Origin of the sequence: Proteus sp. FME41, assembly GCF_014897315.1 — a bacterium.
In the GTDB taxonomy this organism is placed as follows: Bacteria; Pseudomonadota; Gammaproteobacteria; order Enterobacterales; family Enterobacteriaceae; genus Proteus.
This window is the reverse complement of sequence record NZ_JABUYL010000004.1, coordinates 49703-68502: the sequence shown is the minus strand read 5'-3', so window position 1 is coordinate 68502 and position 18800 is coordinate 49703. Positions and strand designations below refer to the sequence as shown.

The 18800-nt window shown below is 36.7% G+C and carries 18 protein-coding genes; 5 read left to right on the top strand and 13 right to left on the bottom strand.

Annotation, left to right across the window (positions count from 1 at the left end):
• Nucleotides 1-396: 396 nt before the first annotated feature.
• Nucleotides 397-4365 (top strand): trifunctional transcriptional regulator/proline dehydrogenase/L-glutamate gamma-semialdehyde dehydrogenase, encoded by a 3969-nt coding sequence (putA, locus tag INT04_RS05335; protein ID WP_193015139.1) that lies wholly within the window; start codon nt 397-399, stop codon nt 4363-4365.
• A gap of 454 nt (nt 4366-4819) precedes the next feature.
• Here putA and fliZ read toward each other — a convergent pair whose 3' ends face one another.
• From fliZ to INT04_RS05315, 4 genes are all read right to left on the bottom strand, one after another.
• A complete protein-coding gene (gene fliZ, locus INT04_RS05330) occupies nt 4820-5350 on the bottom strand; it encodes a flagella biosynthesis regulatory protein FliZ (RefSeq protein WP_023581849.1) in 531 nt (176 codons plus the stop codon).
• Nucleotides 5351-5408: 58 nt separating this feature from the next.
• Entirely contained in the window at nt 5409-6131 is a 723-nt protein-coding gene (locus tag INT04_RS05325) for an RNA polymerase sigma factor FliA (RefSeq protein WP_036912728.1), read from the bottom strand.
• A 444-nt stretch (nt 6132-6575) separates the two neighbouring features.
• Nucleotides 6576-7700 carry a FliC/FljB family flagellin gene (locus INT04_RS05320; RefSeq protein WP_193015138.1) on the bottom strand — a complete coding sequence of 375 codons (1125 nt, stop codon included), beginning with the start codon at nt 7698-7700 and terminating at the stop codon, nt 6576-6578.
• Nucleotides 7701-8015: 315 nt separating this feature from the next.
• A complete protein-coding gene (locus tag INT04_RS05315; protein ID WP_193015137.1) occupies nt 8016-9101 on the bottom strand; it encodes a FliC/FljB family flagellin in 1086 nt (361 codons plus the stop codon).
• Between the two features lie 386 nt (nt 9102-9487).
• On the opposite strand from INT04_RS05315, the gene fliD reads away from it, so the two are divergent.
• The 3 genes from fliD to fliT are packed head-to-tail and all read left to right on the top strand — an operon-like array spanning nt 9488 to nt 11698.
• On the top strand, nt 9488-10906 hold the full coding sequence (fliD, locus tag INT04_RS05310; protein WP_193015136.1) for a flagellar filament capping protein FliD: 1419 nt from the start codon (nt 9488-9490) through the stop codon (nt 10904-10906).
• A 21-nt stretch (nt 10907-10927) separates the two neighbouring features.
• Complete coding sequence (gene fliS, locus INT04_RS05305; protein WP_023581844.1) at nt 10928-11326, top strand: flagellar export chaperone FliS; 399 nt, start codon at nt 10928-10930, stop codon at nt 11324-11326.
• An 18-nt stretch (nt 11327-11344) separates the two neighbouring features.
• Nucleotides 11345-11698, top strand: coding sequence for a flagellar protein FliT (gene fliT / locus INT04_RS05300; protein WP_193015135.1), 354 nt, complete (start codon nt 11345-11347; stop codon nt 11696-11698).
• 128 nt (nt 11699-11826) lie between these two features.
• Here the strand turns inward: fliT and INT04_RS05295 are convergent, their stop codons facing one another.
• The 7 genes from INT04_RS05295 to INT04_RS05265 all read right to left on the bottom strand — a co-directional run bounded on the left by INT04_RS05295 (nt 11827) and on the right by INT04_RS05265 (nt 15344).
• Entirely contained in the window at nt 11827-12282 is a 456-nt protein-coding gene (locus INT04_RS05295) for a GNAT family N-acetyltransferase (protein WP_193015134.1), read from the bottom strand.
• A gap of 17 nt (nt 12283-12299) precedes the next feature.
• Nucleotides 12300-12461, bottom strand: coding sequence for a hypothetical protein (locus INT04_RS05290; RefSeq protein WP_193015133.1), 162 nt, complete (start codon nt 12459-12461; stop codon nt 12300-12302).
• Nucleotides 12462-12493: 32 nt separating this feature from the next.
• Nucleotides 12494-12775, bottom strand: a complete 282-nt coding sequence (locus tag INT04_RS05285) for a hypothetical protein (RefSeq protein WP_193015132.1) — start codon at nt 12773-12775, stop codon at nt 12494-12496.
• 138 nt (nt 12776-12913) lie between these two features.
• Nucleotides 12914-14050, bottom strand: coding sequence for a hypothetical protein (locus INT04_RS05280; protein WP_193015131.1), 1137 nt, complete (start codon nt 14048-14050; stop codon nt 12914-12916).
• Between the two features lie 351 nt (nt 14051-14401).
• A complete protein-coding gene (locus INT04_RS05275; protein ID WP_006533140.1) occupies nt 14402-14617 on the bottom strand; it encodes a hypothetical protein in 216 nt (71 codons plus the stop codon).
• 104 nt (nt 14618-14721) lie between these two features.
• Nucleotides 14722-14952 (bottom strand): DUF6500 family protein, encoded by a 231-nt coding sequence (locus INT04_RS05270; RefSeq protein WP_193015277.1) that lies wholly within the window; start codon nt 14950-14952, stop codon nt 14722-14724.
• Nucleotides 14953-15005: 53 nt separating this feature from the next.
• Nucleotides 15006-15344: a GlpM family protein gene (locus INT04_RS05265; RefSeq protein ID WP_193015130.1), complete on the bottom strand. Its 339-nt coding sequence runs from the start codon at nt 15342-15344 to the stop codon at nt 15006-15008.
• Between the two features lie 160 nt (nt 15345-15504).
• Here INT04_RS05265 and INT04_RS05260 point away from each other — a divergent pair, with 160 nt between their 5' ends.
• Complete coding sequence (locus tag INT04_RS05260; protein ID WP_193015129.1) at nt 15505-15876, top strand: DUF4440 domain-containing protein; 372 nt, start codon at nt 15505-15507, stop codon at nt 15874-15876.
• Between the two features lie 208 nt (nt 15877-16084).
• On the opposite strand, the gene gltP is transcribed toward INT04_RS05260, so the two are convergent.
• Both gltP and fliE read right to left on the bottom strand, forming a co-directional pair.
• Nucleotides 16085-17380, bottom strand: a complete 1296-nt coding sequence (gene gltP / locus INT04_RS05255; RefSeq protein WP_193015128.1) for a glutamate/aspartate:proton symporter GltP — start codon at nt 17378-17380, stop codon at nt 16085-16087.
• A gap of 883 nt (nt 17381-18263) precedes the next feature.
• Nucleotides 18264-18575, bottom strand: a complete 312-nt coding sequence (gene fliE, locus INT04_RS05250; protein WP_193015127.1) for a flagellar hook-basal body complex protein FliE — start codon at nt 18573-18575, stop codon at nt 18264-18266.
• Nucleotides 18576-18800 lie beyond the last annotated feature (225 nt).

Below are 18800 nucleotides of genomic sequence, written 5' to 3'. Positions count from 1 at the left end.
GCACACCAATGATCTTTTCAGTTTTTAATTAAAATAATTTCTTACAGCAACAGATAAAGCATTCACATCAATCCTAGAATAGGTTAACTGCATTTAACAAGAAATTAACGTTTAAATGTTTAAATTTTGTTTATGACTTCACATTATTTGTCTTAATTCGAGGGTGCATTATAAATACAAACATTAGTAAAATAAATATAATTTATTGATTTATATGTAAATATGTAGGAATTGATAAATTACACTCTTTTTAATTATGTACAAAACCTGACTACTTTCACATTATTTATAAATAAATTGTTAACAATGTTGCACAAAGTTGCAACATGAATGATATTAATAAAAATAACGGGTAACAGTACTTGTGAATGAGAAATAGAATATGAGGAGCACTGCATGAGTAGCACAACAATGGGTGTTAGACTTGATGAAGAAACTCGCAATAGATTAAAAGAGGCTGCACAAAAATTAGATAGAACATCGCATTGGCTAATTAAACAAGCTATTTTCAATTATCTTGAACAAATTGAAAATGATCAGGTAAATATTAGTAATACTACATTGCTTGAGCAAGATATTGATGAAAATACTGACGTGCCAGCATCCCACTATCAGCCTTTCTTAGAATTCGCTGAACATATTCATCCACAATCTGTTTTACGCTCTGCCATTACTTCCGCATATCGCACACCTGAAATACATGCCGTTCCAATGTTATTGCAACAAGCGACATTGCCTGAAAATGAAGCTCAAGCAACACATAAATTGGCCTATTCCATTGCTGAAAAATTACGTAAACAAAAAAATGGCATAGGGCGTTCTGGGCTTGTTCAGGGCTTATTACAAGAGTTTTCACTATCTTCACAAGAAGGTGTTGCCTTAATGTGTTTAGCGGAAGCGTTATTACGTATTCCCGACAAAGCCACCCGTGATGCCCTTATTCGAGATAAAATTAGTCATGGAAATTGGCGTTCACACGTAGGACAAAGCCAATCTATGTTTGTGAATGCGGCAACATGGGGCTTATTATTCACTGGCAAATTAGTTTCTACCCATAATGAAGAAAAACTATCTAACTCTTTAAATCGCATTCTGACCAAAAGTGGCGAACCTCTGGTGCGCAAAGGTGTCGATATGGCAATGCGTTTAATGGGTGAGCAATTTGTGACAGGTGAGACGATTTCTCAAGCACTGGCGAATGCACGTAAGCACGAAGATAAAGGCTTTAGCTACTCTTATGATATGTTAGGTGAAGCCGCATTAACGGAAAAAGATGCACAAGACTATTTAGTCTCTTATCAACAAGCAATCCATGCTATTGGTAAAGCCTCTAATGGCCGAGGCATTTATGAAGGACCCGGTATTTCAATTAAACTTTCAGCGTTACACCCTCGCTATAGTCGCGCACAATATGAGCGTGTTATGTCTGAATTGTACCCTCGCCTGCTCACATTAACCTTACAAGCAAAACAATACGATATTGGTATTAATATTGATGCAGAAGAAGCCGATAGACTTGAAATATCACTCGATCTCCTTGAAAAACTCTGTTTTGAACCTGAATTAGCGGGTTGGAATGGGATAGGTTTTGTTATTCAAGCCTACCAAAAGCGTTGCCCATTAGTGATTGATTATGTAATTGATTTGGCACGCCGTAGTCGTCGTCGCTTAATGATCCGTTTAGTCAAAGGGGCGTATTGGGATAGCGAAATAAAGCGCGCTCAAATTGATGGCCTTGAAGACTATCCTGTTTATACTCGCAAAGTGTATACCGATGTTTCTTATCTTGCTTGTGCGAAGAAATTGCTTGCGTCACCTAATTTTATTTATCCTCAATTTGCAACACATAACGCACACACACTTTCTGCTATCTATCATTTAGCGGGGCAAAACTATTATCCGGGGCAATATGAATTCCAATGCCTACATGGCATGGGTGAACCGCTTTATGCTCATGTTGTAGGTAAAATTGCAGAAGGTAAACTGGGTCGTCCTTGTCGTATTTACGCACCCGTGGGTACTCATGAAACATTGCTTGCCTACTTAGTTCGTCGTTTGCTTGAAAATGGTGCAAATACCTCATTTGTCAACCGAATTGCGGATACCACTATTTCTCTTGATGAATTAGTGGCTGATCCTGTTAAAGAAGTGAACAAAATGGCGCAAATTGAAGGCCAAATTGGGCTTTCTCATCCTAAAATTCCTCTTCCTCATCAGCTTTATGGTGATGAACGTAAAAATTCACCGGGCATTGATATGTCAAATGAACATCGTTTGGCATCTCTTTCTAGTGCATTATTAACATCAGCAACTGAAAATAGATATTGCGAACCTTTGTTAGGTGGCGATTTTATTTCATCAGAAAAAATGTCAGAACCTCAGCCTGTCGTAAACCCAGCAAATCACACTGATATTGTGGGTTCAGTGCGTGAAGCTACAGAAGATGAAGCTGATTTTGCCTTAACCATTGCACAAGATAATGGCGAAATATGGTTTGCCACCCCACCAGCACAAAGAGCGTTATATTTAATCCGTACAGCAGAATTAATGGAACAACAAATGGGGCCATTAATGGGTATTTTAGTGCGTGAAGCAGGAAAAACATACAGCAATGCCATTGCAGAAGTCCGCGAAGCGATTGATTTTCTATATTATTATGCGGCACAAGTTGAACGAGATTTCGATAACAGTACTCATCGCCCTTTGGGGCCTGTAGTGTGTATCAGCCCTTGGAACTTCCCTTTAGCAATATTTAGTGGACAAATTGCGGCTGCCTTAGCCGCAGGAAACACCGTGCTGGCTAAGCCAGCAGAACAAACACCATTAATCGCGGCAAAAGCCATTGAACTCTTTCACCAAGCGGGGATCCCACACTTTGCTCTCCAGCTTTTACCCGGTCAAGGTGAAACCATTGGTGCTCGCTTAGTGGCTGATGAGCGCGTTCGCGGTGTGATGTTTACAGGCTCTACCGATGTTGCTCATATTTTACAAAAAACCTTAGCGGGTCGATTAGACAGCGAAGGACGTCCAGTTCCTTTAATTGCGGAAACCGGCGGCTTAAACGCCATGATTGTTGATTCATCAGCATTAACAGAGCAAGTGGTTACTGATGTTATGGCATCGGCTTACGATAGTGCAGGCCAACGTTGTTCTGCTTTACGTCTTTTATGTATTCAGGAGGAAGTTGCTGAGAGTACAATCGAGATGCTTAAAGGGGCAATGGCGCAGGCTGTTATGGGTGATCCCAGTTTATTATCTACCGACATTGGCCCTGTTATTGATAAAGACGCTAAAGCAGGCATTGAACAGCATATTCACGTTATGCGCACTGAGGGGCACGATGTTTATCAAGCTTCACATAACAGTCTGTCAAAGCACATTGAAAATAACAGTACTTTTATTCAACCCACCTTAATTGAACTTGATAACGTCAGTTCGCTAAAAAAAGAAATTTTTGGTCCTGTATTGCACGTTGTCCGTTATGCCAGCCAAGAGTTACCCGCATTACTCGAAGAGATTAATGCAACAGGCTATGGCTTAACAATGGGTGTTCATACCCGTATTGATGAAACTATTGCTTATGTTGCCTCAAACGCCAAAGTCGGTAACTTGTATGTCAATCGTAATATGGTTGGTGCGGTTGTGGGGGTTCAACCTTTTGGTGGTGAAGGATTATCAGGGACGGGGCCTAAAGCAGGCGGCCCTGTTTATCTGTATCGCTTATTATCTAAACGCCCTGAAAATGCCGCAACGCAAACACTAGCACGCCAAGATGAAACACTTCCTCTTGATACTTCTATGCGCAATACGTTATTACAGACTTATCATAAGTACATGGAATGGCTATCAAACAAAACAGATAAACCACACTATGAAGCCTTAGAGAAATATGCCCTTGCATCCCAAGCAGGAACACTACGTGTATTACCGGGCCCTACTGGTGAACGTAATACTTACCAATTGGTTCCTTGCGGTAATGTGCTGTGTATTTCAGATAATGAACAAGATGCACTAACCCAAATAGCGGGTGTTCTCGCTTCGGGCTGTCATGCCGTTGTCGTTAATAGTCCATTCTCACAAAAAACGTACCGAGAGTTACCTGATATTGTTAGAAAAGCAATGACACTCACTGAAAACTGGACTGATGAGTCACTGAAAATAAATGCGGTGATTTACCATGGTGATGGCGATCAATTACGTGAAACTTGCCAGAAAATTGCTCAACGAAAAGGGGCGATAATTTCTATTCAAGGCTTTTCTCGCGGTGAAACAAGCCTATTATTAGAGCGTTTATTACATGAAAGAGCATTGAGTATTAATACTGCCGCGGCAGGCGGTAATGCCAGTTTAATGACCATTAGTTAATTAGCCCCCTCTCTTTTTCTCCTTGTTTTTGAGACCACCTTTAAACGCTGTTTTCTTAAAGGTGGTTTTTTCTTTGGCTACTCTATTATTTCTAAAGAGATAGTCAAAACAGTTATTTTTTTGAATGCTGTGATTGTTTTCACTTTTTTCATATTTATTATTCGCGATGAATTAGTTTAGTAAATATACTTATCATCAAGTCAACCTAGAAGTTGATTTAATTATATCTTTATGAATACCTGAAACTTGCGCCCCACTGTGGGCGCTTTTTTTATTTATTAACAAATATTTCACTAGTACAATATCGCTATAACTAGCTAATAATAAAAAAGAATTTAGAGATAAAAAAGAAATAGTAAAAAAGGAACAATAAGAAAAGAGAAAGAGGGATTCAAAATGGAAAAGAAAAAGGAGTAGGCTAGGCTACTCCTTTTAAGGTCTCTCTTGAGCGCAATTAGTGACTGCTATTCATCGATGGCGGCTCTTGGCACCAATCGAGATATTGCTCGTACTTACGTAGTGCAATGTTGTAGTTACTAAATGCAGAGGGAGTGAGCTTTTTACTCAAGTCTGACTGAATTTTCTCTGTCGTAAACTCTTGACGCGGAAAATTAGTGGAAGTCAGTAATTCATCGAGCCGACGTAAACGAACCACATACTCACGAACAGTACTGTGGCTCATCTCCGTTTGTTCAAACAAATACTGCTTAAAAGACATAATGTCAAAGTAGTCAGTTTCACTATTACAGTAAATCTCACTACAAAAACGGCATAGCGCAGAGAACTTCTCTTGTAACGTTTCCCACGTTTCATCATCAACTAAATCCGTCATTTCAGAAATGGCTTCTTTATTGATAACTTGGCGATTGAATACGAGAGAGATCCGATCAAGCGCCTTGTGGCAATGTAGACAATGAGTCTGGCTGTGTTTATAGTCTTTAATGTAACGGCTTAGCGGCCGTTTCTTTTGTGTTGAAACAGACATAAGAGATAAAGCCCTGTGTTGTAGTCTTAATAAACAAAAACAAAAATAAGCAAAACTTCTATTTCTCTGGGTTTAAGCGTGCTCGCAGCCTTTTTATGGCTTGGCTGTGTAGCTGGCTCACGCGGGATTCCCCGACATTAAGCACTGCGCCTATTTCTTTCAAATTAAGTTCTTCCTGATAATACAGAGTAAGAACCATTTTTTCCCTTTCGGGAAGCAATTCTATCGCGTCTATGACTCTTTGGCGAATATCACTTTCTAACAACATCTGTAATGGATTGTCATCATGATCTTCGTCTTGAGACGGTTCACAGCTTTCACCGTAAATTTCATGCCATTCGTCATAAGAGAACAATTGGCTGTTATTCGTATCCAATAGGATCTGCCGGTATTCTGCTAACTCAATCTGCAAATGATCAGCAACTTCCTGTTCTAATGGTGGTCGTCCTAGATCCTGCTCAAGTTGATGAATAGAATGTGTTACTTCTCTTGCATTGCGACGCACACTGCGTGGCGCCCAATCTCGACTGCGCAGCTCATCTAACATTGAGCCACGAATACGTTGAACAGCGTAAGTGGTAAAAGCAGCACCTTGCATTGAGTCATAACGCTCAACCGCATTTAGCAACCCAATTCCACCCGCTTGCAAAAGATCATCCAATTCAACACTCGCAGGTAACTTGACCTGTAATCGTAATGCTTCATGGCGAACCAACGGGACATATCGCTCCCAGAGGCTATTTTTGTCCATCACGCCTTCGGCGGTATACAAATCACTCACAACAAAAGACACCTTTGGATAAAAGACCGGAAACCATTATCTGGCGAAATAGATTTAGCAATCGGCGGAACAGTGGCGCAAAAGCGTCTCTTTTTCACCTATGCCAAATTTTCAGCGAACGTTGGGTTTTCATTGATAAATTAATTTGTCATTGCATTACGAGAACTACTTTACCTTAAAACACTCAGTGTTAATCCTTAGAAAAACCGTTAATTAAATTGATAATTTATCTCATTAAAAGAAATCGACATGTAAAATACGCATTCAGTTCATAAAAAAATAACATATAAATCATAGTATTTTATTTTGTGAGATTTTAGCGTCTTATTGGTGAGTTGAAATACTCATAAATGATTAATTAAAAAAACGATTGTTTTGATGAAAAAACACCCACTGCAAAAAAACTTGCAATGGGTGTCAATTGAGGATTATTTAAAAATAAGATTAACGTAGTAGAGAAAGAACAGATTGAGGAATTTGATTTGCTTGAGCCAGTACCGCTGTACCTGCTTGTTGCAGAATTTGCCCTTTGCTCATATTGGATACTTCAGTTGAATAATCTGTATCTAAAATACGCCCGCGTGAAGCCGATAAGTTATTCACCGTGTTATTTAAGTTGTTAATGGTCGATTGAAAACGGTTTTGCACCGCACCTAATTTAGAACGTGCTTCATCCACCTTATTAATTGCGCTATCTAAGGTTGCAAGTGCATCATCATTTACTGTTAAGACTTTAACATCAGCACCTGCACTAGCAGTAAATTCGTTAGCCGTTGTTTTTGATGCTGCTTTTATGCTCACTTCATTTTTAGTTGTCGCACCTGTTAATTCAAGGTCAGATGCTGAAACCAAATAGTCTTTAGTACCCGTAGCATCATGATAGATATATTTTCCTTTGACTTCTTTACCATCTTCCATATAGGTAGATAAAGTGTCACTACCTGACATTTTAGTTGCACCCACGACAATTTTATCAAGCTCCGCTTGCGTTGTAATACTCGTGCCGGCTTTTGTTACCCCTTTCTTAACTGTTGCTTCGGTATATAACTTATCGTTTCCAACACCTAAAACATCATTATCAATTTTATCTAATTTAAATTTAATCGCTTCTTTATCGTTAGTACCGACTTGAATGCTCATTTCTGTATCACCACTCAATACTTTTACACCATTAAATTGAGTTTGTTCTGAGATACGATCAATTTCCGCTAAACGTTCAGTGACTTCATTCTGAATAGATGAAATATCTGAACTAGAGTTAGTCCCATTTTTGGCCTGAACCGTTAACTCACGAACGCGTTGCAGGTTAGTATTAATTTCGTTTAATGCCCCTTCTGTGGTTTGAGCAACAGAGATACCATCATTGGCATTACGAGAGGCTTGTGTTAAACCGTTAATATTTGAGGTAAAACGGTTCGCAATGGCTTGACCTGCGGCATCATCTTTTGCGCTATTGATTCGCATACCCGAAGATAAACGTTCAATCGCAGTGCCTAAAGCGCCTTGTGATTTATTTAAATTATTTTGGGTCACTAAAGACAGATAATTGGTATTAATAACTTGTGCCATATAATATTCCTTCGACTTAATTTTAAAATGCTTTTAAATGAATAGGTTTGTTATCACGTCACCGTAATAACGTTGCCTAAACACTATCGTCATCAATTTCGAAGGTTTTACGATTTTTGGCGTCGCGAAAATAGCAATAAAAGCCAGTCAATTAATTTTTAAGAACTTATTGATTTAAAAGAAAAGAGAAATAAATTGAGAGAAAAATAAAAGCTAAAAAAGAGTGGGTTTAAAGATAAAATACAAAAACAAAAAAAGGCCCTCTTACGAGGACCTTTTGGATATAGAAAGGTATCTTTTGTGTCAGTGTACGAATTAACGTAACAGAGACAGAACTGATTGTGGTACTTGGTTTGCTTGAGCAAGTACTGAAGTACCAGCTTGTTGCAGGATTTGACCACGGCTCATGTTAGAAACTTCTGTTGCATAGTCAGCATCTAAGATACGGCTACGTGCAGCAGATAAGTTGTTAACAGTGTTGTTCAGGTTGTTGATAGTAGATTCAAAACGGTTTTGAATCGCACCTAAGTTAGAACGAGTAGCATCAACTTTATTGATAGCGTCATCTAAAGTAGCTAATGAAGTCTCATTAACTTCAACTTTAGAAGCAGTTTTAGCATCATCTTCGATTTTTTTACCTAAAACTAGCTTAACGTTGCCATCAGCATCAATTGATTTAGAAGTTACTTCAAATTTATCACCACCTTTAGTAGCAATAAATTTGTCATCAAACTCTTTAGTACCTTCTTTACGTTTAGCAACAGTTACTTCAGCGTCATCAGCAGTATCTTGAATTTTCTTAGTTGCAGTACCACCTAAAGCTTCAACGTCTTGTGCTGCACCACCAGTGATTGCTACACCTTCTTTTTCTGTGAACACTTTAAAGTCGTTCACACCCAGTTCAGTTTTATCAATTTTTTTCAGAGAAACATTGATTGCTTCGCCGTCGTTAGTACCAACATGAATTTTCATATCAGTATCTTCGCTTAATACTTTAACGCCATTGAACTGAGTTTGGTCAGAAATACGTTGGATTTCATTTAAACGCTCATCAACTTCTTCTTGAATTGATTTAACGTCTGAAGTTGAGTTAGTACCGTTTTTAGCTTGAACGGTTAACTCACGGATACGTTGTAAGTTGTTGTTGATTTCGTTCAGAGCACCTTCAGCTGTTTGAGCTAATGAGATACCATCGTTCGCATTACGTGATGCTTGAGTTAAACCATTTACGTTTGAAGTGAAACGGTTAGCAATCGCTTGACCTGCTGCATCGTCTTTAGCGCTGTTGATACGCATACCAGAAGACAGACGCTCGATTGCACTTCCTAAAGCTCCCTGAGATTTGTTCAGGTTGTTTTGAGTTACCAGAGACAGATAGTTGGTATTAATAACTTGTGCCATAGCTAGATTCCTTTAAAATCAAGTCGATAAAATAAAAGTTTGCCTATTCATTTTCGGTGTTAATCACCGGCAACAAGTTTATCGGCACCCCACATACAACCTTTAACTTTTCCTACAAATATTTCTGCGATTTTTTATAGAATAAATATCAAGCCAATGATAATTAAAGGATTTAAATTATTATTTTTTTATTCAATTTTTATTAATTTTAGTCTCACCTCTTTTTTACTGCTTTAAATTCGACTTTGGTCACCAATGGCAACAAAAGGCTTCTATATGGCAGCCTGTTTCACTCATCAAAAATACCAAATAGACGTAAACTTTTCGCCGATTCTACCGATAACACTTTTTGAGGATTATTTTACGAACACAGAAAGGAGACTGGTATGGCTGGTATTGCTTCACTAGGCGCGGGCTCAGGGATGCCTCTTAGCCAAACATTGGCACAATTAGAGGCGGCGGAAAATAAACGCCTTGAGCCCCTTGATAAACAGATGAAAAGCTACGAAGCGCAAATTACTGCTTACGGTAAAATTCGTGGCCAACTTGATAAGTTACAAAAAGCCTCTGAAGATTTAAAAAAATTCGACAAGATTGTTGCAACTAAAGTTGATGATGAGTTTGATGCCTTTAAAGTGACGACGGATGGTAAAGCCAGTATCGGTAACTATACCGTATCAATTAAAGAATTAGCTCATGCTCAGACACTGAAATCAATAGCAATTCCTGATATTGAAACTCCTATAGGTGAAACCTTAGGTGAAGGGAATAAACGCACCTTAGTAATAACTCAAAAAGGTGAGAAAGAACCATTACGTATTGAGTTAACAGATAAACAGACTTCTATGATTGAATTGCGTGATGCAATCAATAAAAAAGAGGGTAATGTTTCTGCCACTATTGTTAAAGCCAAAGATGGTGTTAACCATTTAGTTCTGACTTCTCGTAAAGAAGGAACTGATTCTCAGATGGAAATCACTGTTGAAGGTGATAACAAATTGAATGACTTTATTAGTTATTCAACTAAAACGAGTAGTGGTGCAATGCAACAAATCGTTCCTGCAAATAATGCACAAATAACGATTAATGGTATTGATATTGAGCGCCAAACTAATGAGATTAAAGATGCACCTGAAGGTATCACCTTAAATCTTAAAAAAACGACTTTTGATAATAAAGACAAAGCAGATAAGCCTGAAATAGTCACTGTTGCCCGTGATATTGAGCCAATGAAAGAGGCTATAAAGGCTTGGACAGACGCTTATAACGATCTAAATAGTACCTATAAATCTCTGACTAAATATACACAAGTAGAGAAAGGTGAAGCAGCATCGAAAGATAATGGCGTATTACTCGGCGATGGTACTAGCCGTATGATTATGTCTGAGCTAAAAAGTTTTGTGACTCGTTCTCAAGATGGCGTTGAAATGGATACCCTAAATAAAATGGGTATTAAGTTTAAGGTCGATGGCTCTTTAGATATCGATAATAAAAAACTCGATGAAGCGTTAAAAGAAAAACCGGCTAACGTGAAAGAGTTTTTTATGGGTGACGGTAAAGAAACAGGGTTTGGTACCCAAACGTTTAATTACCTAAAGAAAACCCTGCAATCTAATGATGGTACTTTAGATATCGCCACTGACGGTGTAAAAAAACGTAAAAAAACGCTTGATAAACAGATTAAAAACACGGAACGAAACATTGCAGCCACCATGGAACGTTATAAAAATCAGTTCCAACAGTTAGATAAAATGGTCAACTCCATGACTAACTCCAGTGCCTCAATCGGCCGTTTATTAGGTTAATTTTTTAAAAAGTAGGACATTATGTATCAACAATCAGCCAGTAAAATGTATGCTCAAATCGACGTTGAAAGCGAGATTTTAAATGCCACGCCTTACCAGCTGATCCAGATCCTATTTAATGGGGCGCTTAGCGCCCTTCGCCGTGCATTAATATTAATGGAACAAGGAAATATCGCCGGTAAAGGCGAAAATATTTCTAAAGCCATTAATATTATTGGTAACGGACTCAAACAAGGTCTGGATAAAGAAAAAGGCGGTGAGCTTGCAGAGAACCTGGAGCTCCTTTATGACTATATGGTTAATCAGCTACTCGATGCCAACTTAAAAAATAACCCAGAAAAAATTCATGAAGTCATCAAGCTCTTAACTGAAATTTCTGATGCTTGGCAACAAATTGGCACACAGATTAATTCTTATTAAATTAGAGTGGATAACAATATGGATATTACGGCGGCTTACGAGCATGTTTTGAAATCAAGTGAGCAAATGTTAACGCTTGCCAAAAGTCAGCAATGGGACGAGCTGATCGAAATGGAAATGGATTATTTAAAAAGTGTAGAAAATATCACTAAGATGGTAAAACCTGCTGATGGTGAACTAAGCCTACAGCAGCGTCTCACTGATATGCTAAAGAAAATCTTAGAAAATGAAAATGAGACACGAAATTTATTACGAGCAAGGTTAGATGAGCTCGGTGTGTTAATCAGACAGACTGAACAAGAGCAGAGGGTACAAAATAGCTATGGTCAGTTTACAGAACATAGTTATTATCCTGACCTCAATCTTAAATAACTTTCCTCTGCGCCAAAAGCGGTTTTATTAGCTAATGGCGTCTTTGCTTAGAAAAAATCACTCTGATTATTCAGCTAAATTTGTTATCGGTAACGTAAGAAAGTACAACTCTACTTTTATTTTTTTGATTAAACGGTCTGCGTTAAAATCATATCAACATGAGGAATGTTATCTTCAAGATAAGGTTCTGAGTCAATGATAAAACCATAAGATTGATAAAATGACACTAAATAAGCCTGTGCCATTATCTTTATTGTCTCTGTATTAAATTGTTTAAACGTTGTTGAAATGGCTTCTTTTATTAATTGATGAGCTATTCCCTTTCCCCGCTGATTTTGAGCCACAATCACCCGCCCTATTGAAGCTTCTTTAAATACAATACCTTGAGGCAATAAGCGTGCATAAGCAATAAGCTGCTGGCTATCTTCCTCTTTGGCAAACAGATGTAATGTATTTTGATCGACTCCATCCAGATCTTGATAAACACATTGCTGCTCACAAATAAAAACCTGATTTCTTAATACCAAAATAGCGTAAAGCTCATCTGTGGTGAGTTGTGAAAATGATTTTAACATCCAATTCATGCGCTTTATCCCGTGATTTAAAGTGATAACAAAGCAGTCCATGATAATGCAATATCATCGACAAGCGCTTTATTTAATAAAAAGAGTGAAATAATAATATTGGTTGCACGTTTTTTATTATAAAAACGGAAAAGAACAGGCGATAAAGCAGTCAATCTAAATACGTTCAGACTCCCCACGAGCCTTTACTTCTTGTACTATAAAAATAATCTTATAGTCGCTCTAACCCTTTCCACGCTCTATTTTTTACTTCTGTAACTAAAATGGCAGGATTTAAGGTTATTTTTGCTGCAATTGAAAAAGCTAACTCAATAACGTCTTTGTGACTCTCTGTTTCTGTATAGTAATTAAACTCTGCGAGTGGCAGAACATATTTACCTTTCAAACCATCAATCTCTTTCTTAAATCCTTCTTTTACCATCTTTTGTGTTAATAACACATAATCTGCATTTTCAGGATCGGATAACTCAACTCTAACAGTAAACTCAGGCATAGAAACCTCCTACAGTCTGTCTATGTCTAATGAAATTCTGTTAGCTCTCGGAAGGAAGTATATTAAATCAACAATCATTTTCCTAGTAAGAAACTGTGATAAATAATGTGATAATGATTGAAATAAAAATCGCCCACTTCACGGTGGGCGACCTATTAGTTCATAATAATCTGATAAATAATCCGCGGTTAAACCCGCTGATGGATTATATTGTACGCCAACGATCTCAGAGAATGCTTTCCCCTCTTTGCCTAGTGAGACTTTACGTTCATCTTTCCCCGTACTTTCATGGATAGAGTAAGTCTTACGGCGCATTGTAATGTACTTATCGGCATCATTCACCATGTCCGTGTGATAGCCCGTAATTTGTGTATCCGTTAAGGCTAATTTATTTGCTAGATCACAGCCCCAACGAGTTAAACAGACTTCGGCAAAATGGCGAACCACTAAACCTGGTGCATATAACGCATTTTCACCTTCGCTACCATCAATAGAGGCATTGCCCACTAATGTGGCATGACGACCTGAAATAGGGAAAATGTGCATTTTTGTTTCAGACGTGATGGTTGGGATCACACACGTAAATCCTTTTGAACGTTCATCTTTTGCATAAAATCCGACGTATTCTTTCACATTTTGACCTAACGTGACTTTTTCAGGTTGAAAATTCAATGGGCCCGGAACTGGGTCAATCGCAAAAATATTCACTGGAATATCTTTTAATTGTGGATCTGCCAACATCGCATTCGCAAGCATATGGCAAGTAATACCACCACGACTCCAACCCACTAAGTTAACTTGCGTTGGAATAATGCCATCTTTGCGGAAAATACGGATAATTTGCTGTTGAAGTTGCTGCTGAGTGATATGACGATCGCCATAATCATATTTGCGCCATAAAAAAGAGCCTGTAACTTTCACATCTTCGATAGGAATACCGGCTTTTTTTAGTTGGTTATACTGTTCTTCGGTCAATTTTTCACGTTGCCAATCAAAGTTACCTTTCATTAAACAAAGTGCATGATTGACGTTTTCTTCCCAACCACTGCCAAAAAGCGAACCCTTAATATCAGAGTAATTAGGGCTTTCAACCCATAAATCATCTTCTTGCAGATTACCACTGCCTGGGCCATCAACAATAAACCACTGTGCAAACTCTCGTCCTTGGTTGTTTTGCGCTAAAGTGGCAACTAATTCGCCTTGCCAGAAGGTAGGATTATTGTGATCAAATGAGTGAGAGCCAGTACCACATAAATAAACGGTTAATACGGTCATAGTGTAAATTTCCTTTTAATAATGACTAAAAAATCAAGATAATGATTTTTATTTCCTTGTATTGAGCTATTCCTTAGCCCACCAGCACATTAACCATAACGTTTTTTTTATTCAATTATTAAAAATGAATTAGTAAAGCTCAGGTCACATAATTGAATTATATTTAAGTAAAAAAAGTGTGGTTAGATCAAAATAATTAAATAATATAAGTAAATACTTTATTTTTGATAATTTGTAATTGGGAATAAATACATTACATAATGTGCTAAAATAGCCATTATTAGAATTGCTTTAATATAAAAAAATCCCACATAAATAAATGTAGGATTTCTATTAGGTAGGTATAATTTCTTATAAACGATTAAAAGCAACTACTCTCACTGCAGGAATATCTGCTTGAGCCCCTTCGGCTACTTCCTGACATGCTTTATCTAACGCAATATGGGGCGTGATCCCACTTTCTGTTTCTACAATTTTATGTCCGGCGTAGGTATCACCATTTCTGGAACGCACTTTATACGCAATAAACCAATATTCCATATCATCACCGTTTACGTTATTAATCATGTAATTACCATAGCGGTTTATGACTCGCTTTAATGTGATAATAATCAACAATTTTTAGTTTAATAAAATTGTTTTAAAAAATAATGAACGTAATCGCAGAAAATTTAAGCATTACATTCCATTTCTGATTGTACTAATTTTTTTATTTTGAGTGCTTTTTCAAAGTGATCAAATTTATGCGTCATAATCCACCATGTTGCAACTTCCATTAATAATTCAGGGTTGTCATTTTTATTTGCAAAAAAAGCATAAAAAGATAATCCCACCCCCTCTCCTTTAGCCCTTATTTTTTCATTACATATTTGAATGATTTTTTGTTGCAGTGATTTTCTCATATTCTCTCTATCTATATTTTTTAACATGATAATAATAGTTAAGAGTAAATACTTTACCCATGAAACTTGTTCCATAACTGAATCAGTAACCAAGCAGCAATAACCCAGCAGAGCACCGCCGTAACCAGTGCCGTAAATAATTTTACATAGTTGATCATCACATAGAGTGAAATTAGATAAACCATATAAGGAATAACAGCCCATAGACTAAAAATAATGGTGGTGCGTAACGCTTCAATAGAGCGTTCAGAGCCCACAACATAGTGTGCAATAAGTGCAAAAGTGGGAAATAACGGAACCAATCCCGCAATATAGTAGTGGCGAGATTTCGATAAAACGGCGATTAATACCACGACAAACGCACCTATCAGTGCTTTAACCAGTAAGCCCATTATTTTTTCATCAAGTTATAAAAACCTTAGTTTTATCATACAAGCTAACACCTGTATGTGAACTGATTTTATTTTTTTAGTGTAAGATAGTATGATATTTTTAACGATGAAAAAACAGACTACACTACGTGTTTTCCAGAAAATGGAATAAAAATAAATAATGACAGAACGTTATACAAAACTAATCCAACAAGAAAAAACACTTCATAAAAGTACCCATCGAAAAAATACAGATATACTTATTCAACTTCTACATAATGAGTTTATGGAGTTTTGTCGCTCTGGTATTTGTGTTAATAAAGCAGACACAATTAACAGCCTGACAAACGACAATCGCAATATAGAGATTTATTCAGAAAACTATCAAGGTTCACAACTAAGTGATGATGTGGTGCTATTAACTTACGTCAGCTATCAAGTAGAAGATAACAAAAAAATAAAGCAGACTTACCGTTCATCCCTCTGGATAAAAAACTCTCACGATGATTGGCAACTACGATTTCATCAAGGCACCGCTAAATCGGAAGGATAATACACATCTCAAGAAATGGGATTGAGCTAAATCTCATTATTTAGCTCAAAAGTAACATTCTTAAGCATCTAAATGTGTTTTCTTTTTTCCTGTTGTCGTTATTTTTTCTTTTTACAGCGATCATGTGAATATCTTTATTTAATATAAAAAATAGGGCTAGTTTTTAATTAAACTAGCCCTATCCTATTTGGTCATTATTGATTAAATATTAAAAAGTTGCTTCATATTCTTTGGATTTATTCTTATCAAATTGGTGCTCCCATTTTGCGATCACCAAAGCAGCCAATGCATTACCAATCACATTTAATGCCGTTCTTGCCATATCCAGTATTCGGTCGATACCCGCAATAAATGCCAGCCCTTCAAGTGGAATACCCACACTGCCTAATGTGGCTAATAACACCACAAATGAAACACCGGGTACGCCAGCAATCCCTTTCGAGGTGATCATTAAGGTCACTACAAGCGTTATTTCTTGCCAGATAGAGAGATCAATACCATATAATTGCGCAATAAAAATAGCCGCAATACTTTGATAAAGTGTAGAACCATCAAGATTAAATGAATACCCTATTGGAATAACGAAACTAGTTACTGATTTAGAAGCCCCATATTTTTCCATTTTATCCATTATTCGAGGTAATACAGTTTCAGAACTTGCTGTAGAATAAGCTAATATCAATTCGTCTTTTAAAATCTTAATCAGCGTAAAAATATTTATTCCACAATACTTTGCCACTAAGCCTAGCACCACGATCGCGAAAAATAGAATAGCGCCATGAACCAGTAATACTAATTTAATTAATGGGATTAATGAGGTAAAACCAAAACTTGCCACCGTGACAGAAATAAGCCCAAAGACCCCAATAGGCGCATACATCATAATCATATGCGTTACACGGAACATGGTTTCAGAGAAAGTCTGTAATACTACTAATAACGGCTCTCTTTTCTCAGCGGGTAATGATGAAAGTCCCATACCAAAAATAACTGCAAAGAAAATAACAGGCAGCATTTCACCACTCGCCATAGCTGCAAAAATATTTGAAGGCACCAGAGAGAGTATAGTTGCCATAATACCATGTGATTGGCTTTCAACTTGTTGAGTGGTTTTCTCATACTGAGATATATCGACTTGACTGAGTGCTGACATATCAATGCCCACACCTGGTTGAAATATATTTGCAAGACTTATCCCGACAATAATGGCTATCGTTGTGATAATTTCAAAATAGAGAATCGTTTTAAATCCCAATTTACCTAGTTGTTTGGTATTTCCAACACCCGCTATTCCTACCACCAGTGTTGAAATAACTATCGGAACCACAATCATTTTAATTAATTGAATAAATATTTTACCTGCGGGAGATAAAACATTAGCAATTAACCAATCTTTATTTTCATTATCGTGCAAAATTGCACCGACAATGATCCCTAAAATAAGGGCGGTAATAATTTGCCACCCAAGACCAAATTTAAATTTGTGTGCTTTGTTTGCTGTCATTATGATATTCCTATTTTTTGTTTCTATTTTGTTATACTTGATCTCCCATCCATAAAACAAATGAATATTTTATAAAAATGTTTTTAAGCGCACTAATCAAACAAAAAAAACCAAAGAAATTAACACGAGAATCAATTAATTAACAAAGGACATTAAAAAACAACAAAATAAAACCTTATCATTCTAATTTATAAGGTTAAATATCATACATATTATTAAATAAAACATTCTCTTTTACTTGAAAGATCACAATAACAAGCTTTTTATTATATTTAATTAAACTCAAAGTAAAAAAAAAGAAACGATATAAATATCTTTATTTTTTCGGATAACACGTTTTACATTTTTCACTTTCTATAATGAAATTTCTTTTCATTCTCGTCATGTTGAAGACAGATCATTTTATCTATTTTTGCTAATTCAAAATCTGAAAGAGAGCATACTCTTTAGTTAATATTTGGCCCGTAACATTCTAGGCACACTTTATTCTGAATAGACAGAAAAAATAACTTCAACCATTATGGCGTTTTCTAATATTATTCATATTATTACTGTTCCATAGAATAATGGATTAAATAGCTTATTTAATCATCATTTTTTATCCGTTTGAAATATAAGAAGCGATAAAAGAGTGAATGGCTTTGATATAGATGAGCAGAAGCGCACATCAATTAAATGATGTGTTTATTATTTTAATTCAAGTCGGGGCTCCCATTATCGAAAATAGCGGATAAAAGTATAAGTATTCAAATATTTAATAATATTCGATTGCTTAAACCCTCTATTCAACGAAATAAAGTAAGATACCCCATCTCTATTTTGATTGGCTGCTTCTTATAGAAATCATATAAAAGAAAAGCCACCTTTATCAAATGATAAAGTACTAAACTTGCATCGACATAATTTCTTGATAAGCGCCCACTAATTTATTTCTTACTTGGATACCCATTTGTAATGAGATACTGGACTTTTGCATATCTACCATCACATCGTTTAACTCAACACCGGGTGTTCCTAACGTAAATGCTTGGACTTTGTTGGTTGCATTGACACGTGTTTCATTAATTTTACCTACAGCTTCAACAAGCTGAGTGGCAAACCCTGCTTGTACTGGCTGGGGTTTCGCAATATTGGATGCTTGTAAAGTCTGGATTTGCATTTTATCCAGAACACTTTCAATAGCTGGAATTGACATATAAACCTCTGCGTTAATCATCTAATTCAATTACTGAATCAATGTCATAGTAAGGAAGTGAACCAACACGCTTACCGAGTTATACCCTAACACAGGGGCTTCATTCCAAAGCGAGTAATTGACACAAAAGTTAAGGGTTAATTACGCCATTAAATGAAACGCAAAAGGCCAATAATGAGACACCTGAGAGTAGGATTATTTATTTGCGTAAGGGGAGTCTGTTTT